General features: G+C 57.9%; 17 protein-coding genes. 2 read left to right on the top strand and 15 right to left on the bottom strand.

Annotated features, from left to right (window positions below; all coding sequences use genetic code 11):
- The first annotated feature begins 485 nt into the window (after positions 1-485).
- A complete protein-coding gene (gene dps / locus ACMHYW_RS03675; protein WP_084261810.1) occupies positions 486-1,016 on the top strand; it encodes a DNA starvation/stationary phase protection protein Dps in 531 nt (176 codons plus the stop codon).
- 439 nt (positions 1,017-1,455) lie between these two features.
- On the opposite strand, the gene ACMHYW_RS03670 is transcribed toward dps, so the two are convergent.
- From ACMHYW_RS03670 to accA, 5 genes are all read right to left on the bottom strand, one after another.
- A complete protein-coding gene (locus ACMHYW_RS03670; RefSeq protein ID WP_414500938.1) occupies positions 1,456-2,193 on the bottom strand; it encodes an FAD-binding oxidoreductase in 738 nt (245 codons plus the stop codon).
- A 107-nt stretch (positions 2,194-2,300) separates the two neighbouring features.
- Entirely contained in the window at positions 2,301-3,773 is a 1,473-nt protein-coding gene (gene ubiD / locus ACMHYW_RS03665; protein ID WP_414500937.1) for a 4-hydroxy-3-polyprenylbenzoate decarboxylase, read from the bottom strand.
- Positions 3,774-3,816: 43 nt separating this feature from the next.
- On the bottom strand, positions 3,817-5,076 hold the full coding sequence (rho, locus tag ACMHYW_RS03660) for a transcription termination factor Rho (RefSeq protein ID WP_027705266.1): 1,260 nt from the start codon (positions 5,074-5,076) through the stop codon (positions 3,817-3,819).
- A gap of 617 nt (positions 5,077-5,693) precedes the next feature.
- A complete protein-coding gene (tilS, locus tag ACMHYW_RS03655) occupies positions 5,694-7,004 on the bottom strand; it encodes a tRNA lysidine(34) synthetase TilS (RefSeq protein WP_414500936.1) in 1,311 nt (436 codons plus the stop codon).
- A complete protein-coding gene (gene accA, locus ACMHYW_RS03650; RefSeq protein ID WP_414500935.1) occupies positions 6,988-7,941 on the bottom strand; it encodes an acetyl-CoA carboxylase carboxyl transferase subunit alpha in 954 nt (317 codons plus the stop codon). The genes tilS and accA overlap by 17 nt, the downstream gene beginning before the upstream one ends.
- A gap of 46 nt (positions 7,942-7,987) precedes the next feature.
- Between accA and ACMHYW_RS03645 the strand changes: the two genes are divergently transcribed.
- Complete coding sequence (locus ACMHYW_RS03645; RefSeq protein WP_414500934.1) at positions 7,988-8,143, top strand: hypothetical protein; 156 nt, start codon at positions 7,988-7,990, stop codon at positions 8,141-8,143.
- Positions 8,144-8,215: 72 nt separating this feature from the next.
- Here the strand turns inward: ACMHYW_RS03645 and dnaE are convergent, their stop codons facing one another.
- The 10 genes from dnaE to ispC form a co-directional block, all read right to left on the bottom strand.
- On the bottom strand, positions 8,216-11,719 hold the full coding sequence (gene dnaE / locus ACMHYW_RS03640) for a DNA polymerase III subunit alpha (RefSeq protein WP_414500933.1): 3,504 nt from the start codon (positions 11,717-11,719) through the stop codon (positions 8,216-8,218).
- Between the two features lie 139 nt (positions 11,720-11,858).
- The gene (gene rnhB / locus ACMHYW_RS03635; RefSeq protein ID WP_414500932.1) at positions 11,859-12,518 is read right to left on the bottom strand and encodes a ribonuclease HII; all 660 of its coding nucleotides are present in this window, start codon (positions 12,516-12,518) and stop codon (positions 11,859-11,861) included.
- A 44-nt stretch (positions 12,519-12,562) separates the two neighbouring features.
- Complete coding sequence (gene lpxB / locus ACMHYW_RS03630) at positions 12,563-13,732, bottom strand: lipid-A-disaccharide synthase (RefSeq protein ID WP_414500931.1); 1,170 nt, start codon at positions 13,730-13,732, stop codon at positions 12,563-12,565.
- 206 nt (positions 13,733-13,938) lie between these two features.
- Positions 13,939-14,706: an acyl-ACP--UDP-N-acetylglucosamine O-acyltransferase gene (gene lpxA, locus ACMHYW_RS03625; RefSeq protein ID WP_027705272.1), complete on the bottom strand. Its 768-nt coding sequence runs from the start codon at positions 14,704-14,706 to the stop codon at positions 13,939-13,941.
- Positions 14,703-15,146 (bottom strand): 3-hydroxyacyl-ACP dehydratase FabZ, encoded by a 444-nt coding sequence (gene fabZ, locus ACMHYW_RS03620; protein WP_027705273.1) that lies wholly within the window; start codon positions 15,144-15,146, stop codon positions 14,703-14,705. The genes lpxA and fabZ overlap by 4 nt, the downstream gene beginning before the upstream one ends.
- Before the next feature lie 114 nt (positions 15,147-15,260).
- Positions 15,261-16,289: a UDP-3-O-(3-hydroxymyristoyl)glucosamine N-acyltransferase gene (lpxD, locus tag ACMHYW_RS03615; RefSeq protein ID WP_414500930.1), complete on the bottom strand. Its 1,029-nt coding sequence runs from the start codon at positions 16,287-16,289 to the stop codon at positions 15,261-15,263.
- A gap of 54 nt (positions 16,290-16,343) precedes the next feature.
- Positions 16,344-16,859 carry an OmpH family outer membrane protein gene (locus tag ACMHYW_RS03610; protein ID WP_027705275.1) on the bottom strand — a complete coding sequence of 172 codons (516 nt, stop codon included), beginning with the start codon at positions 16,857-16,859 and terminating at the stop codon, positions 16,344-16,346.
- A 152-nt stretch (positions 16,860-17,011) separates the two neighbouring features.
- Entirely contained in the window at positions 17,012-19,354 is a 2,343-nt protein-coding gene (bamA, locus tag ACMHYW_RS03605; protein ID WP_027705276.1) for an outer membrane protein assembly factor BamA, read from the bottom strand.
- Positions 19,355-19,458: 104 nt separating this feature from the next.
- Positions 19,459-20,811: an RIP metalloprotease RseP gene (gene rseP, locus ACMHYW_RS03600; RefSeq protein WP_414500929.1), complete on the bottom strand. Its 1,353-nt coding sequence runs from the start codon at positions 20,809-20,811 to the stop codon at positions 19,459-19,461.
- A gap of 80 nt (positions 20,812-20,891) precedes the next feature.
- Positions 20,892-22,094, bottom strand: coding sequence for a 1-deoxy-D-xylulose-5-phosphate reductoisomerase (gene ispC / locus ACMHYW_RS03595; protein ID WP_414500928.1), 1,203 nt, complete (start codon positions 22,092-22,094; stop codon positions 20,892-20,894).
- Positions 22,095-22,140 lie beyond the last annotated feature (46 nt).

Genomic DNA, 22,140 nt, shown 5'->3' with positions numbered 1-22,140 from the left:
CATATCATTGCATGATTCATTAGGAAAAAAGCTGTACGCGGCATGGTGACACCTTTCCCCTTACTCAGATCCAATTGAAGAAGCGGGGAAAATACGTACAGGGCCTTGGGTACTTTAATACCTGCCCATGAGGCCCACCACAGTTATTACAGAAAAGTTACAATTCCCTCCCCCGCGTACCGTCAGTGCATACCCTCGCCAGACACTAGGCGCACCGTCGATTGCAGGACTTGATGCCGGTCTGCGGAAAGCGGCCCCAGAGAAGCGTTCACCGCAGACTATTGCCACCATTGACAGATTACATAACCCTTAACCGGCTCATTGCAGTAGGCTTCTTAGGAAATGCAGCGTGTTCTGCACTATTTTCCGTTTTTGTAGGGGTTGATGTTTCCCCTATTCAGCGCCATCTTTCTAAGCAAGGCAGGATGCTTGGGTTATCGACAGCATCGCCTATTCAGGACACACTTTTGAAAAGGAACATTCCCATGAGCAGTGCAAAAACCAGCCATCTCAAAGACGCCAAAGCAACGGCGACCCGTCTGTTCCCGACCCGCAATGACATCCCTGAAAAGCAGCGTAGCCAGATCGTTGCCATCATGAATGCCCGTCTGGCCGAGCTGATCGACCTGTCTCTGGTCATCAAGCAAGCGCACTGGAACCTCAAAGGCAAAAACTTCATCGGCGTTCACGAAATGCTCGACGGCTTCCGCAGCGGCATTGATGCTCACGTAGATGAAACCGCAGAGCGTCTGGTACAGCTGGGCGGCACTGCCTTCGGTACGGTCCAGAACGTCGCTGAAAACACGTCTCTGGCAGCCTATCCGGCAACCATCCACAAAGTGGAAGACCACCTGAAAGCGCTGGCCGATCACTATGCAGGAGTTGCTGCAAAAGTCCGCAAAAGCATCGACGAAACCGATGAACTGGGCGATGCCGACACGGCTGACCTGCTGACAGGCGTATCTCGTACGCTGGACAGCAACCTGTGGTTCATCGAAGCGCATCTGCAAGCCTGATAAGCATCGACAGATCGAAAATCGCGTCGCCGTGACGTTAACGGGCAGTGGGAAACCACTGCCCGTTGTCATATCCAGCGGCCGTGCCCGACACCCCTTGGCACTGCATAGGTGCAGAGAAGTTTACCTCAACTTGCCTGATCATGCTCCCTACTGCTGTGTAACGCTAGTATCCACATACCCGTCCCCTAATCAAGCGCACGGTTACAGTATCCTCTTTTCAGAGCCAAGAGACGCAGTGTTAATGCATAAAGCATTAATATATCAATGTATTACAGTATGTTTCTCATATTAAAACATGCTCAATGCACACTACTTTCATCTCAAGTGCTACTAGCGTCCCGCTTGCTCGTTCATGCCTTACCTATCGGACATGATTTACCTTACCACGCCATCGTTTCGTATTGGAACTCAACCTATTGGGCATATCCGAAAAGCATCAGCGCGGTGCATAGCTGAAGACATCCGAGAACACCTGCTCGGTCATCGGTTCAATAGACGCCAGAGAATCCACGACGCCGTATACCATGCCCGGTGACCCCGACAGAAAAATGCTGTAGTGACGATGCGTCTGAACATGCTGGATCAAGGCATCATCGATGCGTGCCACGACGCCACCTATATCGTGTTCTCCCGCCTGCTCGACAACGGGGAAGTAGGAAAGTGCTGGCGTTTCCGCGGCCCACTGCCGCAGGTGAGTATGCAAGTACAGGTCATCAGCACCGCGCGCGCCCCACCACAGATCGACCTGGCGCTGCGGATAGCGCTGTAAGGCCGCCTCTGCTATGGCCTTCATCTGCGCCATACCGGTCGCGGCGGCCACTAACAGCAAGGGACGGTCATCATCTTCCTGCAGTACGCACTCGCCCTTGGGCAAGCGCACAGCCAGAGGCGACTCCGCATCAAGCTGGTGTGCCAGTGCGGCCAGCGCTGCGCTTACTGACTGGAACTGGACGTGCAATTCCAAACGCCCATCATGCGTACACGCGTTGGCGATCGAGAAGGGCAGCCAACGCGTCTCCCCCTCCACGCTCGCCTGGATTTCCAGATACTGCCCGGGCTGGTAGCGAAGTGATTCAGGCCCTTGCAGCCAGATCCGTGTGACCTCTTGGCTCAATGGCTGACGTTCGACCACACGGCAGCGTACGGTACGAGGTGTCACAGTGGCATGTGTCATGGATAACATCCTGTCATGAATGGCACAGCAGATGGACTGCCGATGAATACAACAACTGCCAGCAATAGCTGGCAGTCACGGTGTCCCCTATACAGAAGCGCGCACGCTCAGTCAGGCAAAATGCCGTATTCTGCCCAACGCTCATCGACCCGCTTGACGATATCGTCATTGCGCGTGATCGGTCTTCCCCATTCGCGGTCAGTTTCACCCGGCCACTTATCTGTGGCATCCAACCCCATCTTTGACCCCAAGCCACTGACGGGGGAAGCGAAATCTAGATAGTCGATCGGGGTATTCTCGACCATCACGGTATCGCGGACGGGGTCCATCCGCGTCGTGATTGCCCACACTACGTCCTGCCAGCTGCGCGTATTGATGTCTTCATCCACGATGATGATGAACTTGGTGTACATGAACTGGCGCAAGAAGCTCCATACGCCCATCATGACGCGCTTGGCATGTCCCGGATAGCGCTTGCGGATTGAGACAATGGCCATCCGATAAGAACAACCTTCCGGCGGCAGATAGAAATCGACGATCTCGGGAAACTGCTGCTGCAGGATTGGCACAAACACTTCGTTGAGTGCAACGCCCAGCACAGCAGGCTCGTCCGGTGGACGTCCCGTATAGGTGGAATGATAGATCGGATCGCGACGGTGGGTGATGCGCGTGATCGTAAAGACGGGAAAACGGTCCACTTCATTGTAGTAGCCCGTATGATCACCGAACGGCCCTTCCTCCGCCAGTTCATCGGGATAGATGAACCCTTCCAACACGATTTCCGCCGATGCCGGCACCTGCAAGTCAGCATGCCCACAACTGGCCAGCTCGGTACGCGCATCGCGCAGCAGTCCAGCAAAGGCATATTCAGACAGACTGTCAGGAACGGGCGTGACGGCGCCCAGAATGGTCGCGGGGTCGGCCCCCAGCGCTACAGCGACCGGGAACGGCTCGCCCGGGTGAGCTTTCTGCCATTCCTGAAAGTCGATGGCGCCGCCGCGATGCGACAACCAGCGCATGATGAGCTTGTTCTTGCCAAGCTTCTGCTGACGGTAGATGCCAAGATTTTGACGTTTGCGATGAGGACCTTTGGTGATGACCAGCGGCCACGTCACGAGCGGCGCAGCATCTTCCGGCCAGCAGTGCTGGATGGGCAGACGATCGAGATCGACGTCATCGCCTTCCAGCACCACTTCCTGACACGCTGCACGGCGAACCTTCTTCGGCCCCATGCTCATGACCTTCTTGAGCAGCGGCAGCTTCGACCATGCGTCCTTGATGCCCGTCGGCGGCTCAGGTGAGCGCAGCCACGCCAGCAGCTCACCGATCTCGCACAGTGCGGAAACGTCGTTCTGCCCCATGCCCATTGCCACTCGACGCGGGGTGCCGAACAGGTTCGCCAGCACGGGCATATCGCTGCCCTTGACGTTTTCAAACAGCAACGCAGGGCCGCCAGCACGCAGCACGCGATCACAGATTTCCGTGATTTCGAGATAGGGATCAACTTCGGCGGTCACCCGCTTCAGCTCCCCTTCCCGCTCAAGATGGGCGATGAAATCACGCAGATCCCGATACTTCATGCGGCGTCCTCCTGACAGGCCAGCATCATCCGTGCACTCTGTTCTAGCGGCGCTTCATGGCCTCGAAGAACTCGATATTGGTCTTGGTATCTTTCAAGCGATCAATAAGGAATTCCGTAGCCGCCACGTCTTCCATCGGGTTGAGCAGCTTGCGCAGAATCCACATGCGTTGCATTTCATCTTCGCTGCACAGCAGATCTTCACGACGCGTACCGGAACGGCGAATGTTGATGGCCGGGAATACGCGTTTTTCGGCCAGCTTGCGGTCGAGGTGCGCTTCCATGTTACCGGTCCCTTTGAACTCCTCGAAAATAACTTCGTCCATCTTGGAGCCAGTATCGACCAGTGCGGTCGCGAGGATAGTCAGGCTGCCGCCCTCTTCGATGTTACGTGCCGCACCAAAGAAGCGTTTCGGTTTTTCGAGCGCGTGAGCATCGACACCACCGGTCAGCACCTTACCGGAGGACGGCACGACGGTGTTGTAAGCACGGGCCAGACGCGTGATGGAGTCGAGCATGATCACGACATCTTTCTTATGTTCGACCAAGCGCTTGGCCTTTTCGATGACCATCTCGGCAACCTGGACATGGCGTGCCGGCGGCTCATCAAAGGTGGACGCGACCACTTCACCACGTACCGTACGTGACATCTCGGTCACCTCTTCGGGACGCTCGTCGATCAGCAGCACGATCAGGTAGCACTCAGGATTGTTGCGCACGATCGCATTGGCGATGTTCTGCATCATCATCGTTTTACCGGCTTTCGGCGGCGACACGATCAGACCACGCTGTCCCTTACCGATCGGAGCGGTCAGGTCGAGGATACGAGAAGTGATGTCTTCGGTGGAACCGTTACCAATTTCCATGACCAGACGTTCATCAGGGAACAGCGGCGTCAGGTTTTCGAAGAGGATTTTGTGGCGGGCGTTTTCGGGGCGATCAAAGTTGATCTGGTTGACTTTCAGCAGGGCGAAGTAGCGTTCGCCTTCCTTCGGCGGACGAATCTTGCCGGAGATGCTGTCACCCTTGCGCAGGTTAAAGCGGCGGATCTGCGACGGCGAGACGTAGATATCGTCCGGGCCAGCCATATAGGAACTATCGGCGCTGCGCAGGAAGCCGAAGCCGTCCTGCAGAATTTCCAGCACACCATCGCCATAGATGTCTTCACCGCTTTTAGCGTGCTTCTTGAGGATGGCAAAGATGATGTCTTGCTTGCGCGTACGGGCAACGTTGTCGATACCCATATCCTGAGCGATGTCGAGTAGCTCAGTAACGGCTTTTTGCTTGAGTTCGGTAAGGTTCATTGGCGTCTATAGGAAAGAGCTGAAAGCTTCAGCATGAGCATGAAAGAAAACGAGACGGTGGGCCTAGAAAGCACACGACTCATGAAGCGTGCGAGCGGGAAGCCACACACACTCAACAGGAGCGTCATGTGATTCCCGAGGTAATCCTCTTGAACCTGCTGTGGTCGATACCACGGCATTGGCTGTCTGGACAGCGAGCCGGTCAACGAGAGCAACCGCGGGCACACGGCGAACAAACGCCATGTAAATGCCGTTATCGTGGCGATGACGCCAGACGGAGCGAATGCCATCAACAGTGGTGACCTCATCATGCCGGACAGGTCTCGAGCGGACGTGACATGCTTGCGACGAGCGAGTAAACCGCCTCGGTTTCATATAGCCTCGCCTGACGCCTGAAAACAGACGTAAGCTCAGAGGGAGAGTGGCAAAGGGAAACGAGAGTGGCTCGGCAGTACCAATGGATATCGGTGACTTAAATGCGCGCCGAAGCGTTGAAGATGTTTTTAAACAGATGGATGCTCTGATGTTATTCAAGGAATCTTGGAAGTGCAAGTTCTGAACGCAATTTTCTGTTTCGGAACATTGTCGACAGCCAGACGACACCCATCATCCCCCTTTTATTCGCGTCCGCAGACGGTTTCGTCACGCCAAGCATGCCACCCATCCGCCACGATAGCATCGGTATCGGATACCAGTGCCACGGGAGTCTCACCCGCCCACGCGATCCAGAAACGTTCGCGCAGCCATGGCGGCACACCGCGGGCCTGAAAGAGGGCCTTAATCGAACGACGACAACCGTTGACCCTCAAGCGCTCGCCGCCCTCGCGCGCGACAAAGCGCACATCACACGAGACACCTCCGGCAAGCGGTTCGACCCGCCATTGAGCATAGGCGTCGATTGTCGCACTCGACAGAACAGCATCATCGGCAGAGTTGGCCGCAAGATATAAGGTACCTTGCCACAACCGCACCTCACCGCCGGGCCAGTGGACATGCCCATGGCCGACCTTCAACTGCGCCAGCACCGTCTCAAGCCGAGCGCGTGGCGGCATCGGAATTCCCTGATGTGCCAATGCACGCCGTATCATCAGGCGCGCCTCACTATCGTCCATTGTAGAGAGGGCGTCGATCGGCAGCTGCTGGGGGGCTTTAGGCCACTGCGCCAGCTGTCGATCAGCCATCATCTCCAGCAGTTCGTGCGCTTCACGCGCATGCGTAGCCACCTGCCCCAGCGCAGCGACCGCTTGCGGCCAGCGTTCACTCAGACATGGTATGACCTGATGACGCAGATAGTTGCGATCGTACTGCGACGAGGCATTGGAGGGATCATCACACCACTGAAGGCCATAGCAGTGCGCGTATGCGTCGAGCACTCGACGACGATGCGCCAGTAGCGGTCGCATTAGCAGCGCCCTGCCCAATGGCCGCAGGGCAGGCATACCGGCTATGCCTGCGATGCCACTGCCTCGCATGGCCCGCTGCAGCACGGTTTCAGCCTGATCATCGGCATGGTGCGCCATCCACAGCACATCACCCTCGCGCAGCACTTTCATAAAGGCAGCGTACCGTGCATCGCGCGCCTGCGCTTCAGGCCCACCGTCCGCGTCGATATCAATCGTCACGCGCTCAATGTGCAGCGTGATACCCCATTCAGCGCAAGTGGAACGGCACAAGCGTTCGAAATCAGCCGCCGCATCCTGAAGCTGATGATTGACATGCAGAGCATGAAGTTCAAGCGAGCAAGAAGGCTTCAGGCGCAGCGCGCGCGCGGTGCAATGAAGCAGTGTGATGCTATCGCAGCCGCCAGACAGCGCGACCCATAGCCGAGAACAGCAAGACGGCAGCGAAGCCAAGGCTTCGACTACCGTCTCGAGAAGAGGCTCTGCCGACCCGTCAAGGTCGGCAAGCACATCAGGACATGGCGCCATAGCTCATCAGACGCTTGAAGCGACGTTCCAGCAGCGCTTCAGTGCTCAGCCCCTCAAGGTGAGACAGCGACTGGTTAAGCGCTTTGCGCAGGTTCTGTGCCATGACGGTTGGGTTGCGATGAGCGCCACCCAGTGGCTCGTCGATAATGGTATCGACCAGACCACGCTCCTTGAGCTGGCGAGCGTACACACCCATGGCTTCGGCCGCTTCGGGTGCTTTCTCGGCGCTCTTCCACAGGATGGAAGCACAGCCTTCCGGCGAGATGGTGGTATACGTGGAGTATTCCAGCATCATCAGCTCGTCACAGACACCGATAGCCAGCGCACCACCGGACCCACCTTCACCGATAACGGTGGAGATAATCGGCGTTTTGAGGCGCGACATGACGGCCAGGTTGCGCGCAATGGCTTCACTCTGCCCACGCTCTTCGGCATTGATACCCGGATACGCCCCTGGCGTGTCGATGAAGGTGAAGATCGGCATGCGGAAGCGTTCTGCCATTTCCATCAGGCGCAGTGCCTTACGATAGCCTTCAGGACGCGGCATACCAAAGTTGCGACGTACCTTCTCTTTCACCGTACGGCCTTTCTGATGGCCGATGATCATGACGGGACGGTCTTCGAAGCGAGCGACCCCACCGACCAGCGCATCGTCGTCGGCAAAGGCACGGTCACCGTGAAGCTCATCAAACTCGGTGAACACGGCGTCGATGTAATCGAGCGTATAGGGACGATCCGGATGACGGGACAGCTGACATACCTGCCATGCCGTCAGATCGCTGAAGATGTGCTCGGTCTGTTTGAGACTTTTCTCTTCCAGACGTGCGATTTCTTCGCTGATATTGATCTTGCTGTCGTTACCGACCAGGCGCAGCTCTTCGATCTTGGCCTGCAGCTCGGCGATCGGCTGTTCGAAATCCAGATAGTTGGGATTCATAAGGCGTGAAAAGGCTCTTCTGAAAGTGGCTACGGTACCTGCCTTCATGACACCGCAAAAAACGGCAGGCACCGACCTTGCGAGCATCGCCCTTGTCGCAGAACTGCCAGTACGGCAGTGCGGGGGTCGTCACGAGATGCTCGATCTTGTAAATCAACAGTGGCGCTTGCCACGTAGCGTGAACAGCCACCATAACGGCTGAATGCCACAAAGCGCACTGTTTCCAATATACGGCATTATCTCACGCATAACGAAACGTGCAAGAGTAGAAACTCTACCGGTACGTTAAGCGCACACCGCGCTGTCCTTCAAGTTCATTGAGCGAGATCATCAGTTCATCGCTCGGTGAGACCCGCCATTCCGCCCCGAGTTCGATCAGACCACCGGCCTGTTCGTTGCGGTAGTTGAAACGCACGGGCAGCCCCTCTTGATCGAGGTGCGGTTGCAGACCTTCCTTCAAGCGGCGCGGGAAATGAATGTCCAGCCGACGCGTGTCCAGCGTGACCTCAATGGCCTCGCCGTAGCGCTTGCGAGCATCCACCATCATGGTGATTTCCTTGCCGCGCAGCCTCAAACCACCACTATAGTCGTCCGAGCTGACATCGCCCTCGATGATCATCACCTGTGAGTCATTGAGGCTGGCTCGCACTTGATCGTACAGCTCGCCGAACAGCGAAACTTCAATGCGCCCGGTGCGGTCATCCAGCGTCACAAAAGCGATCGTATCGCCGCGGCGCGACTTCATGGTACGCGTGCCGACCACCAGTCCCGCAACCCGCTGGGGCTCGCGCGAAGGACGCAGGTCGTTAATGCGCGTACTGACGAAGCGCTTCAGTTCCGGTTCATATTCGTCGATCGGATGACCGGTCAGGTACAGGCCTAGCGTATCTTTCTCGCCGCCCAGACGTTCGCGATCGGTCCACTCGCGCACATCGCGATACTGCGCGTAGTTATCCGTTTCACTCTCTTCAGCAGCAAACATGTCACCGAACATATCGTCGATGCCGATGGACTGGTTGGCATGCGACTGGGAAGCGGCCTTGAGCGCATCGTCCAGTGCCGCCGCCAGTATCGCGCGAGAAGGTCCTAGCTGATCCAACGCGCCGGAACGGATCAGTGCTTCCAGCGTACGCTTATTGAGGCGTTTACCATCGACTCGGCGACAAAAATCAAACAGGTCGATGAAATCACCGTCCTGACGACGTGCTTCCACGATCGCTTCGATCGGGCCTTCACCGACGCCACGAATGGCCCCTAGCCCGTAAACCACCTGCCCTTTCTCGTTGACACTGAAGCGATACTCGCCGCGGTTTACATCCGGCGGCGTCACTTCAAGCTTCATGCGTCGGCACTCTTCGATCAACGGCACAACCTTGTCAAGGTTGTCCATTTCGGTAGAGATAACGGCCGCCATGAACGAGGCTGGATAGTGGGTCTTCAGCCATGCCGTCTGATACGAGACCAGACCGTACGCAGCAGAGTGCGATTTGTTGAACCCGTAACCGGCAAATTTTTCTACAAGGTCGAAGATGTTACCGGCAAGATCCTTGTCGATACCGTTGTTCGCACACCCTTCCATAAAGCCGGACCGCTGCTTGGCCATCTCTTCCGGCTTCTTCTTACCCATCGCGCGGCGCAGCATATCGGCCTGACCCAGCGTATAGCCGGCCAGCACCTGCGCGATCTGCATGACTTGCTCCTGATACAGGATGATGCCATAGGTCGGCTCCAGTACCGGTTTCAGCCACTCATGCTGGTAGTCGGGGTGCGGGTAAGAAAGCTCGGCCCGCCCGTGCTTACGGTTGATGAAGTCGTCCACCATGCCGGACTGCAAGGGGCCGGGGCGGAACAGCGCCACAAGGGCGATCATGTCTTCAAGCGAGTCAGGTTTCAGACGCTTGATCAGCTCTTTCATCCCGCGCGATTCAAGCTGGAATACGGCGGTGGTTTCCGCACGCTGCAGCAGGCTGAACGTTTCGCGGTCATCCAGCGGGATAGTGGCAATATCCAGCGGACCTTGGCCGCTGCGGGCACGTTCCTTATCCACCCACTGAAGCGCCCAGTCGATGATGGTCAGGGTACGCAACCCCAAGAAGTCGAATTTGACCAGCCCGGCCTCTTCAACGTCGTTCTTGTCGAACTGGACGACCAATCCCGAGCCGTCTTCATCGCACAGCAGCGGCGAGAAGTCGGTCAGCTTGGTCGGCGCGATCACCACGCCCCCAGCGTGTTTACCGGTACCACGCGTGATCCCTTCCAGTTTGAGCGCCATCTCCCAGATTTCGGCCGCTTCTTCGTCGCTCTCGACGTAATCGCGCAGCGGCTCTTCCTGTTCCCAGGCCTTGGCCAGCGTCATGCCCACCTCGAACGGAATCATCTTGGACAGACGATCCCCAAGCGAGTACGGCTTGCCCTGCGCACGCGCCACATCGCGCACTACGGCCTTAGCGGCCATGGTACCGAAGGTCACGATCTGCGATACCGCATCGCGACCGTAGGTGTCGGCCACGTAGTCGATAACGCGGTCGCGTTTTTCCATGCAGAAGTCGACGTCAAAGTCGGGCATGGAAACACGCTCAGGGTTCAGGAAGCGCTCGAACAGCAGGTCGTATTCGAGTGGATCAAGGTCGGTGATCTCAAGCGAATACGCGACAAGCGAACCCGCACCGGAACCACGCCCAGGCCCAACGGGAATCCCGTTCTGCTTGGCCCAACGGATGAAGTCCATGACGATGAGGAAGTAACCGGGGAACCCCATCTGGTTGATGATCTGAAGCTCGAACTCCAGACGTTCGCGGTACTTGGGTTCTTCCTCCTCGCGGCTGCGCTCACGATAAATAGCATTCGGACCCTCGAACAGCAGCTCCAAGCGTTTGGTCAGACCTTCATGGGACAGCTTGTTGAAGAACTCTTCAATGCTAAGACCATCAGGAATGGGGTATTCCGGCAGGAAGTAGGTACCCAAGCGCAGGTCGACGTTGCAGCGTGCTGCAATCATGACCGTGTTCTCGAGCGCCTCGGGGATGTCATCGAACAGCTCAGCCATTTCAGCAGGCGATTTCAGATACTGCTCTTCGGTATAGCGCTGTTCACGGCGCGGATCGTTGAGCGCCCGCCCTTCCCCGACAGAGACGCGCGTTTCGTGCGCCCAAAAATCTTCGCGCTTCAAGAAGCGCACATCGTTGGTTGCTACTACGGGGGTGCCGGTTTCAGCTGCCAGAGCGACCGATAGGTGCACGCACTCTTCATCGTACTGGCGACCGGTGCGCTGCAACTCTAGATAGAAGCGATCAGGGAAGAAGCGCTGCCATTCCGCCAACAGCGTACGCGCCATTTCAGCATGATCCGCCAGCAAGAAGCGCCCGATTTCGCCCTCTCGCGCACCGGACAGGGCGATAAGGCCTTCGGAAGCTTCGAAGATCCACTCTTTGTGCAGCAGCGGTACGCCTTTGACCTGCCCATGCTGCCACCCGCGGGAAATCAACTCGGTCAGGTTCTTATACCCTTCCGCGTTCATGGCGAGCAGTGTCAGGCGGTACGGGTGCTCTTCATCCTGCGGGTTGATCATCCACAGGTCGCTGCCCACTACCGGCTTGATACCGGCCCCCTGTGCCGCTTTATAGCCTTTGACCAGCGCAAACAGGTTGGTTTCGTCGGTAATGCACTGTGCGGGCATGCCCATTTCGGTAACGGTCTTGGTCAGCGGCTTAAGCCGTACCAGACCGTCCACCAGAGAATATTCGGTATGTACGCGCAGATGTACGAAAGGCGTCGTCATGGCAACTCTCGAAGAAGAAACAGAGGTGATCGTCCTTCATGCAGAAGGGATCACTCGCCGTGATATGCAACACACATCATGGCAGGGAATCGCAGCTGAAAGGTGCAGACTTCCGGCATCATTCCAGAAGCCTCACGCCTCACAGCAAGGATAGCTGACGCTGTACGGGGCCGAAGGAACGGCGATGTTCGGGCAGAGGCCCCAGTTTTTCCAACATGGCCAGATGCTCGCGCGTTGGATAGCCCTTGTGGCGAGCAAAACCATATTCGGGGTATTGCGCATCCAGCGCGACCATTTCCGCATCACGTGCCACCTTGGCCAGAATGGAAGCGGCGCCGATGGCGGGATGACGTGCATCGCCCTTGACTACCGCTTGCCCCGGCAACGGGTGCCCCGGCAGACGGTTGCCGTCAACCAGTAGGTATTCGGCGGCCGGAGCCAGCGCGTCAATGGCGCGCCGCATGGCCAGATGCGTCGCATGATAGATATTGAGCTCGTCGATCTCTTGCGGTGAGGCACTGCCGATCGCCCAGGCCAGCGCTCGCTCGCGGATCAGTACGTCCAGTGTCTCGCGCTTCTTGGCCGACAGCGCCTTGGAGTCGGTCAGCCCGTCAATGGGACGCGAGGGGTCCAGAATTACGGCGGCCGTTACGACATTGCCAATCAACGGCCCTCGCCCTACTTCATCCACACCAGCCAGCAACATGCCATCGTACTCGATGACGAGTGGCGGCCACTCTTTAGGAGCACCTTTGGCGGCACGAGAGCGGGAGCGCGTTGAAGAGGAACGTACGGTCATGAGCAACAGTCCTTTACTGGCAGCCGTGGCAAGCACGACTACGGTCAATCAGGCGAATTCTGAACGAGTGACAGCACGGCATCGGCTGCACGCTCACTGGCATGGCATGCCAACTGCGCGTGCAGCTGCCGGAAGCGCGTCATGATCGCAGCATTGTCCTGATGGAGCAAAGGTCTCAGGGTGTCATGCAGCCGTTCGGGCGTGACCTCATCCTGAATCAGCTCGGGAATCATATCGTCCTGCGCGATCAGGTTGGGCAGTGAAATCCAGCGCGTCTTCACCATTCGCTTCGCGATGGCGTGCGTCAGCCACGGCATACGATAGGCCACCACCATCGGACGATGACAGAGCATAGCCTCAAGCGCCGCCGTTCCTGACGTAAGCAATACAGCATTGGCCGCCGTCATGACCGTCGCCGCCGGTTCGGCCGTCACGACAATGGCAGCCGCCACCGCGGGATCGGCCTGTGCCAGCAACGCTCTGATTTCGTCGTGACGAGCAGGCGTGGCTGCAGGAATGACGATCGACAGCTGAGGCTGATCCGCCAACAGCAATGGCACCGTTTCTAGGAAGACGGGGAGCATGCTCGCCACTTCACTGCGCCGCGAGCCCGGCAGGATCGCCAGCACCTTAGCCTCATCGGCAAGCGCCAGTGTCCGGCGCGCGGCCGCCTGGTCATCTTCTACAGGCAACGTATCGGCCAGTGGGTGCCCCACAAAAGTGACGGGCATTCGATGCTGGCGATAAAAATCGGCTTCGAAAGGCAGTAGCGTCAACATGTGCTCGGCCGAAGCCTTGATGCCCTTGATGCGCCCCTGTCGCCATGCCCACACCGAGGGACTGACATAGTGCAACGTATGCATGCCGCGATCGCGTAGCTGCCGCTCTAACCCAAGCGTAAAGTCCGGCGCGTCGATACCGATCATGATATCAGCCCCCCATGCCAGAGCAGCCTCGCGCAGCTGACGCCGCACGCTGAAAAGCCGCGGCAGATGGCGCACCACCTCGACCAGCCCCATCACGGACAGCGTTTCCAGCGGAAAGAGACTCTCCATGCCCTCAGCGATCATGCGGGGGCCACCAATGCCTTTGAAGGCAATCTGTGGATAGCGTGCTTTGAGCGCGTGCAGCAAGCCACCGCCAAGGATATCGCCCGAGAGTTCGCCCGCAACGACGAACACCTTGAGCGGCGCGGGAGCAACGGTCTGAGTCATGGGTAGGGTCACCGTACCGGAGAATAGGCGGGACGATCCGATCACAGTCGCGCGAGCCGTGCCCTGCTGGCTGGCGTGTCTGTACGGCCGATCATTGAGACAGGGTCACCGAAGCGGCATGGAAGCGCAGGCAGTGTTCCATGAACGCAACGGGAAACCCTTCGCCAGCAGTGCTGACGGTATGTCCTGCACGCCGATAGAGGGTATCAGCGTGTAAGGCCTCGAGTAGACGATACCAGTGAGTCGATGAACATATCGACTTCCGGCAGGGTCTCTTCCTTCTGCAGCTCGGCAATCGCTTCGCTGAGCGTTTGCTTGCCACGGAAGACGCGCTTGTAGGCGTCCTTCAGCGCGCTGATCGCTTCAGCGGAGAACCCACGTCGACGCAGCCCTTCCGCATTGATGCCGTGCGTATGAGCCGGGTTGCCATTAACCATGACGAAGGACGCAATGTCCTTAGTAATGATCGAGCCACCGCCGCACATGGCATGCGCACCAACGTGACAGAACTGATGCACGGCAGCCAGCCCGCCCAGGATGGCATGATCACCAATGGTGACGTGCCCGCCCAGTGTGGCTTGGTTGGCCATGATGCAGTGATCGCCGATAACGCAGTCGTGTGCTACGTGCGAGTAGGCCATGAACAGGTTGTGGCTACCGATACGCGTCAGCGCCTGATCCTGAACCGTACCTCGGTGCACGGTAACGCCTTCACGGAACGTATTCTCATCACCAATCTCGAGATACGTCTTTTCACCGTGATATTTCAGATCTTGGCAGTCCTCACCGATAGTGGCGAACTGGAAGATACGATTGCGCGCACCGATGATCGTGGAACCCTTGATGACGACGTGGGGTGCAATGACACACCCCGGTCCGATGACGACATCAGGCCCGATAACGCTATAAGGCCCGATTTCGACGTCATCGGCGACCCGCGCTTCAGGGTCGATGATAGCAGTCGGGTGGATCAAGCGATCTTCCTCTCAGCACAGATGATGTCGGCTTCACAGGCAAGCTCGTCGTCGACATAGGCACGGCAAGTGAACTTCCAGATGCCACGCTTGGACTTGTCCATGTGAGCTTCTAGGTACAGACGATCACCCGGGTAGACCGGACGCTTCAGGCGCACGTTGTTGCTGCCGACGTAGTAATAGATGTAGCCATCACGCGGCAGCTTGTTGACCGTCTTGAACCCGAGGATACCGGCCGCTTGTGCCAGCGCTTCGGTGATCAGTACACCCGGCATGATGGGATGATCCGGGAAGTGACCGGTGAAGAACGGTTCGTTGTAGCTAACGTTCTTGTAAGCTCTGATGTACTTGCCCAGTTCAAGTTCCACTACTCGATCCACGAGGAGGAACGGGAAGCGATGCGGCAGGTACTCCTGAATTTCCTTGATACCCATGACCATGTAGTCAACCTCTGAGGCACGGCCTCTGAAAATTAAAATGCCTGCGACCAGGCAGGCTTTATATAGTGCGTATTGGCCCGATGCAACCTTGCGGGCCAAGACACTCTCCGAATATCAGCGCTTTTCGAGTCGAGAAAGACGGCGTGCCATCTCGTCCAGCTGCTTGAATCGAACGGCATTCTTACGCCACTGGGCATTCGGCATCGCGCCGGTACCCGAGGAGTATACACCTGCCGAGTGAATCGAGTTGGTGATCAGGCTCATACCGGTAATCTGAACGCGATCGGCGATCTCGAGGTGACCCGCAACACCGACACCACCGCCCAGCAGACAGCCGCGACCGATCTTGGTCGACCCAGCGATGCCGACACAACCCGCCAGCGCGCTATGATCGCCAATCTGGACGTTATGGGCAATCTGCACTTGGCTGTCGATCTTGACATCGTTGCCGATGATCGTATCGCCGAGCGCACCACGGTCGATGCTGGAGCAGCTTCCGACTTCGACGTCATCGCCCAGACGAACACCACCGATCTGCGCGATTTTGGTCCAGCCTTTACCGTTGAAGGCAAAGCCGAAACCGTCACCGCCGAGTACCGCGCTGCTGTGGATGATGCAACGTTCGCCAAGCGTAACGCCATGATACAGCGTGACATTCGGATAGAGGTGCGATCCCTTGCCGACGATGCAGGCATCGCCGATGGCCACGCCAGCGTCGATAACAACATCGTCTTCGACGGTTACATGGGCACCGACATGGACATGCGGCCCAATGGATACACGCTCACCGATAGTCGCTGTATCGGCAATTACGGCAGTTTCATGAACAGTGGGCGCTTGCTTCATAGCCATCGGATCGAAAAGCTGCGATAGCATGGCATAGCCGAGATAAGGATCCTTGAGCACCAGTGCGGGCACTGGACAGGCATCTTTATGCTCTTCGCGGATCAAAACACCCCCTGCATGAGTATCTTGCAGGAAGCGCAGGTAAGAGGGGTTGGCCAGAAAGGCCAGATCTTCGGGGCCCGCATCATGAAGGGTGGCCAGTCCGGTGATCAGCGCGTCTCCGTTTCCGGATACGGTCGCTCCCACGCGTTCGGCCAGTTCATTCAACGTGTAGCCGTGCTTGGCAATCGTATTCATGGCTATCCGTGACAGGGTCGGAAAGGTGGCATGCCCTTCCGACCACAGGAATCATCATTTGGCGGCGTTGTACGCCTGTGTGACTTCGCCGGTCAGATCCAGTGCGTCGTCGGCATAGATGACACCGGTACGGTCAACGAGGACTTTCACACCGTGACGCTGAACGACCTGCTTGATGGCAGCGTCAAGACGCGGACGCGCGGAACGCAGGAACTGATCTTCCTGGGTCTGACGCTCTTCTTCGAGCTGAGCGCGAAGTTTCTGGAATTCCGCACCTTTGGTCTGGAACTGCTGCATCTGCTGGTTACGTGCAGAGTCAGACAGGGTGGCACCGTCACGCTGCAAACGCTGCTGCATCTGCTGGAGCTCTTGGCCCATCGTCTGGAGCTGCTGCGGACGGTTGCCCAGCTTGTTCTTCAGCTGGTTCATGGACTGTTTGGCCGCGTTGGTATCCAACAGCGCCTGCTGCCAGTCCACGACGGCGATATCCGCTGCCTGAGCGGCAGTTGCCGTTGCCGTACCGATGAACGTGGCCGCAGCCATGCCCAGAGCCAGAGTCAGTTTACGCATTCTTATCTCCTTTTGAAACGTGATCGACACGTGCTGTCACCTTCATACAGCGCGATGAGACAAGCACGCTCTGGATATGAAGGTCACATTGCCTGCTGCCGGTGAATATCCATTTCGGTTAGCAAACACTACACAGCAGGCATCGCATGGCATCAGAAAGTCTGGCCCAAAGAGAACTGGAAGACTTGAGTATCGTCGCCAGATTTCTTGTGAAGCGGTTTAGCCAGACTGAATGTCAGCGGCCCCACTGGGGTCAGCCATGACAGTCCGACACCGACAGAGTAGCGAAGTTCGCCCATATCGACACCGGTCTTACATTCATTAGTGCGCGCTACGGAACCTGTAGAATAGCAGTCCGTGAGGAATGTGTTACCCGCATCCAAGAACAGAGAGGTCTGCAGCTGGCGGCGATCCTCAATGAACGGCAGCGGGAAAATCAGCTCAGCCGAACCTTCGACAAGGATGTTACCGCCCAGCGTGTCGTCGTCACCGTCGTTGCGCTTGGTGGTCTTCTGCCCCAGCGTGCTGTTGGTATAGCCGCGCACGGAACCCAGACCGCCTGAATAGAAGTTCTCGAAGAACGGGTACTGCTCGGTTTTGCCATAGCCGTTGGCGTAGCCCAAGTTGGTGCTGAATTTCAGCGACCACTCCGGCTTGAGTTCGAACAAGGTCTGCGCGCGATAACGCAGTTTGTAGTACTCAGCATCGCTACCCGGACCGGTACCTTCGAGAGACGCACGCTGATAGTTACCGCTGGTCGGCAGAATGCCGCGGTTCAGGTTGTTGCGCGTCCAGCTCAGGCTCAACTTGTAGTTGTTGTAGTCGCCGCCGTTGTCCTTGATGTACTGGTCGATCTCGGCCGGAGAATCGTTGTAGGCCTTGACCTTCAGGTGTTCACCGCCCAGACCGAAGTTCAAGCGCGACAAGTCGCTGATCGGGTAGCCGAAGTTGATTCCGCCACCGATTGCATCGCTCGAATAGGTCGAGACGTCGGAGTCTTCGTAGTTGGTCTTGCGGTAGTAAAGGTCATAGCCGCGAGAGATACCATCCAGCGTCCAGTACGGGTTGGTGAACCCGAAGCGCAGGTTGGTGTAGTACTTGCTCTTCTGGGCGCCGACATCTACGCGGTTACCCGTACCGAGGAAGTTGCTCTGCGAGAGCGATGCCCCGTAGATGATCCCTTCCGACTGTGCGAAACCGACACTGGCCGAGATGCTACCGGACGGCTGTTCGGTGACGCTGTAGTTTACGTCGAGCTGATCGGGTTCACCGGGAACGGGCTGCGTCTGTACATCCACTTGACTGAAGAAACCGAGGCGCTGCAAGCGTTCACGCGACAGACGAATGTTGTCTGACGATGCCGGCGCGCCTTCGAGCTGTACCATTTCGCGGCGCAGCACTTCATCGGCTGTCGTGGTGTTACCTCGGAAGGCGACACGACGCACGTAGGCACGCTGGCCCGGGTCAACGTTAAAGGTAATATCAACGCGGTCATCCGAGGGATGCACGGTAGGCACGGCATCCACCTTGGCGAAGGTGTAACCGGCATTGCCCAGCGCCAAGCGCATGGCTTCCGTTGATTTCTGCAGCTCGGCCTGATTGAAGACCTGACCACTCGAGACGGTCAGTAGCTTGCGCGCTTCCTCTTCGCTCATGCCCAGCTTGCCGGCAAAGCCGATGTTGCCCAGCGTATAGCGCTGACCTTCATCGACATTGACCGTGATATAGATATCCGCTTTGTCAGGACTGATCGACACCTGCGTAGAGGTGACGTTGAAGTTGACGTAGCCACGATCCAGATAGAACGAACGCAGGCGGTCAAGGTCGGCTGTCATAGCATCGCGCGAGTAGCGGTCACTCGAAAACATCCCGAAGAACCAGCCGGGCTTGTCGGCCAGCTCGAACTGTTTGCGCAGTGTGTCATCGCTGAACGCGTGGTTACCCACGATATTGATCTGACGAATGCGGGCACTCGCCCCTTCGTTGATGTCGATGTTGACCTGGACACGATTGTCCGGCAGCGACTTCAGCGAGGTACGGATGGTGGCGTTGTAGCGTCCTTGGGACTGGTACAGACGCTCCAGCTCGCGCTGTACTTCGTTTAGCGTGGAACGCTGCAGTACCTGCCCTTCACTGACCCCGGACTGCGTCAACCCTTTCTTGAGGTCTTCAGTGGACAGCTGGCGGTTCCCCTTGATTTCAAGGCGCGCAACGACCGGGCGCTCTGCCACTCGCACGACCAGCACGTTGCCGTCGCGCACGAAATTCACGTCGTCGAACAGGCCCGTGCGGAACAGCGCTTGCCCGGCCTGTGACAGCTGGGCATCGTCAAGACGCTGATGTGATGAAAACGGCAGCGCGTTCAGCACCGTTCCCGTGGATACGCGTTTCAGACCTTCGACGCGGATGTTCGCTACATCGAAGGGTGCTGCAGAAGCCATCTGCGCACTGCCGAGCAGCCAGGCTGCGGCCAAACCAAGGGTCTTCTTCTTCATGCCGTCCATGCCGTCAATATTCGCTTTCACAAGGTCGCTACCGAGAGTTGCCGTGTCGTCCCTGCAACCTTGTCACGTAGCGTGCACCTTATACATAACCTGACCTACCTGACAAGGTTCGTCAGCGTGCGAACCAGGTCAAAGTAGAATGCCATTAACATTAGCCCACCGACCACGATAAGCCCTACCACACGCCCTCCAAGCTGCACGCGCATGGAAAGCGGCCGTCCCTTGATCGCTTCTGCCAGCAGATAAACCAGCTGCCCGCCATCCAGCATCGGAATAGGCAGCAGGTTAAAGATGCCGAGACTGACCGAAAGATAGGCCATGAAGTCGAGGAACGTTTCCAGGCCGCTACGCGCCGAAGCGCCCGCCACCTGGGCAATCATAACCGGGCCACCGAGACTTCGTGGCGACGCGGCTCCGGACACCAGCTGCCAGACGCCTTTCGCGGTCAGCACTGTCATGTCCCATGTACGCCCTACCCCACGCATGATTGCTTCATGCACAGGATAGCGCTGCTGATACAAATGTGTCGCGGGCCATGCCACGTTCTGCGGCTGGATACCGATGACCGCATCGTGGCCATTGCCCAGCGTCTGTGGCTGCACCACTACCGTACGCGGAGTTTCGCCCGGTGACCACTGTACGCTAAGACGCATCGCACGATGTTCGGTATTACTGCGTACGTGCGTCAGCACCTCTTCCCATGAAACGACCGGCTGATCGTCGATCGCCACGATGCGTACACCTTCCGACAGCCCAGCAATAGCAGCAGGCGTATTGGGTACCACCTTGCCGATCACGGGTGGCAGCGTCGGCTGCCAAGGCACGATACCTGTTCGCTGCCACAGGGAGAGCCCCTCGGCGTTCGCTGCCAGCTCAGGCATGCGGTGCTGAACACCATCTGTCGTTTCGATCGTGATCGACGCATTCGGCGCACGCGATTCCAGCACCTCTTTCACACGCGACCACGTCGGTGTTGCTTCATCATTGACGCGCTGGATCTGCTGGTCAGCCTGCAGCCCGCCACGTGCCGCCCAGCTACCGTCACCGACATCGCCGATGACCGGGGTAATGTCCGTTGCACCACGCATGAACATCACTGCGCAGACCACGATAGCCAGCACAAAGTTCGCTGCCGGCCCAGCGGCCATGATGATGGCACGCTTCCAGCAGGGCTGAGCGCCCATGGTTGTGCCGTGTGGTACCTCTTCTTCGTCCAGCTCATCGGGATCGTTCAGCAGACGGACATAACCGCCTAGCGGCAGCAGCGAGAGCATGAAACGCGTACCCTTGCGCCCTCTCACACTCACCAGCGGTTTGCCGAAGCCGAACGAAAAGGCGAGGACATGGACACCGCACCAGCGTGCCGCCAAGAAATGGCCAAACTCATGGAATGTGACCAACCCACCCAACACGACGATGGCAGCCAATATGTTTTCAACGATATTCATGCACGTTTCCGTTGCAGAGCATGGCGGCGAGCGCGGCGAGTACCTCCCGCCAGCATCAGACCCGTCTCAGTGCCAGTCGTTCACTCATCACACCACCGAGCGGCGATTTTCGCAGCATAATCACGGGCCAACGCATCCTGCGCGAAGATGGTCTCCAGCGTATCAGCGGCCACGGCCGGCAACGCTGTCATGACCTCATCGATCAGCTGTGGAATGGCCGTAAAGCGAATCTGTCCGTTCAGGAAGGCATCCACGGCCACTTCATTCGCAGCATTGAGCACGACAGGTGCCGTTCCACCCGCGTTCATGGCTCGCCGCGCCAACCCCAGACAGGGAAACGCCTCTTCATCCGGCGGGCAGAACTCGAACTGCGCCATGCTGAACACGTCCAGCGGCGCAACGCCGGAGTCGATGCGTTCGGGCCACGCCAGTGCATGTGCAATCGGCGTGCGCATGTCGGGATTGCCCAGCTGAGCCAATACCGAACCGTCGCGATAGGCCACCATCGAGTGCACGATACTCTGCGGGTGCACCACGACGTGGATATCGTCAGGCGTCAGATCGAATAGCCAGCAGGCTTCGATAATTTCCAACCCTTTGTTCATCATGGTGGCGGAATCAACCGAGATTTTGCGCCCCATCGACCAGTTAGGATGGGCACAAGCCTGCTCCGGCGTCACATCGTGCAGTCGATCACGCGACCAGCCTCGGAAAGGGCCCCCGGAAGCGGTCAGCAGCAGGCGTGTCACGCCCGCCTGTGCAAGGTCGGTATGCAAGGCTGTCGATGATGAAGGTGCCGGCAAGCACTGGAAGATCGCATTGTGCTCGGAGTCCACCGGCAGCACGCGCGCACCACTCTGCCGTGCCGCTTCGGTAAACAACGGCCCCGCCATCACCAGCGACTCCTTGTTGGCGAGCAGAATCTGGCGCCCTGCCCTTACTGCTGCCAGCGTAGGCGCCAATCCCGCACCGCCCATGATCGCCGCAACTACGACATCGACATCAGCAGCCGATGCCACATCGCATAGCGCCTGCTCACCGTATAGCACCTGCGTTTCGCAGCCCGCACCCTGCAAGGCTGCACTCATCCAGCGGGCATCGTGCTCATGGGCGATGACCGCGGTATCAGGACGATGCTGGAGACACTGCGCCAACAGTTTGTCGCGCGAAACGTGCGCCGTCAGGGCAGCCACACGGTAACGTTCGGGGTGACGTGCAATGACGTCCAGCGTACTGGTGCCAATGGAACCGGTCGCACCCAGCACTACAATCCTTTTCTGCATTGACGGATTCACACGTCGTCCTTGTAGTGAAAAGAAAGGCGTTCTC

The organism is Zymobacter sp. IVIA_12111.31 C1 (genome assembly GCF_047495495.1).
GTDB lineage: Bacteria > Pseudomonadota > Gammaproteobacteria > Pseudomonadales > Halomonadaceae > Zymobacter.
This window is presented reverse-complemented; position numbering and strand designations above follow the sequence as displayed.

Coding starts and splice junctions, on each gene's coding strand:
- bamA (WP_027705276.1), bottom strand. CDS start 19,354: ATGAAGAAGAAGACCCTTGGTTTGGCCGCAGCCTGGCTGCTCGGCAGT.
- lpxD (WP_414500930.1), bottom strand. CDS start 16,289: ATGAATACGATTGCCAAGCACGGCTACACGTTGAATGAACTGGCCGAA.
- dnaE (WP_414500933.1), bottom strand. CDS start 11,719: ATGACGACGCCTTTCGTACATCTGCGCGTACATACCGAATATTCTCTG.
- ispC (WP_414500928.1), bottom strand. CDS start 22,094: ATGCAGAAAAGGATTGTAGTGCTGGGTGCGACCGGTTCCATTGGCACC.
- accA (WP_414500935.1), bottom strand. CDS start 7,941: ATGAATCCCAACTATCTGGATTTCGAACAGCCGATCGCCGAGCTGCAG.
- rho (WP_027705266.1), bottom strand. CDS start 5,076: ATGAACCTTACCGAACTCAAGCAAAAAGCCGTTACTGAGCTACTCGAC.
- rseP (WP_414500929.1), bottom strand. CDS start 20,811: ATGAATATCGTTGAAAACATATTGGCTGCCATCGTCGTGTTGGGTGGG.
- rnhB (WP_414500932.1), bottom strand. CDS start 12,518: ATGACCGTACGTTCCTCTTCAACGCGCTCCCGCTCTCGTGCCGCCAAA.
- ubiD (WP_414500937.1), bottom strand. CDS start 3,773: ATGAAGTATCGGGATCTGCGTGATTTCATCGCCCATCTTGAGCGGGAA.
- tilS (WP_414500936.1), bottom strand. CDS start 7,004: ATGGCGCCATGTCCTGATGTGCTTGCCGACCTTGACGGGTCGGCAGAG.
- fabZ (WP_027705273.1), bottom strand. CDS start 15,146: ATGGTCATGGGTATCAAGGAAATTCAGGAGTACCTGCCGCATCGCTTC.
- ACMHYW_RS03670 (WP_414500938.1), bottom strand. CDS start 2,193: ATGACACATGCCACTGTGACACCTCGTACCGTACGCTGCCGTGTGGTC.
- ACMHYW_RS03610 (WP_027705275.1), bottom strand. CDS start 16,859: ATGCGTAAACTGACTCTGGCTCTGGGCATGGCTGCGGCCACGTTCATC.
- lpxB (WP_414500931.1), bottom strand. CDS start 13,732: ATGACTCAGACCGTTGCTCCCGCGCCGCTCAAGGTGTTCGTCGTTGCG.
- dps (WP_084261810.1), top strand. CDS start 486: ATGAGCAGTGCAAAAACCAGCCATCTCAAAGACGCCAAAGCAACGGCG.
- ACMHYW_RS03645 (WP_414500934.1), top strand. CDS start 7,988: ATGACACCGCAAAAAACGGCAGGCACCGACCTTGCGAGCATCGCCCTT.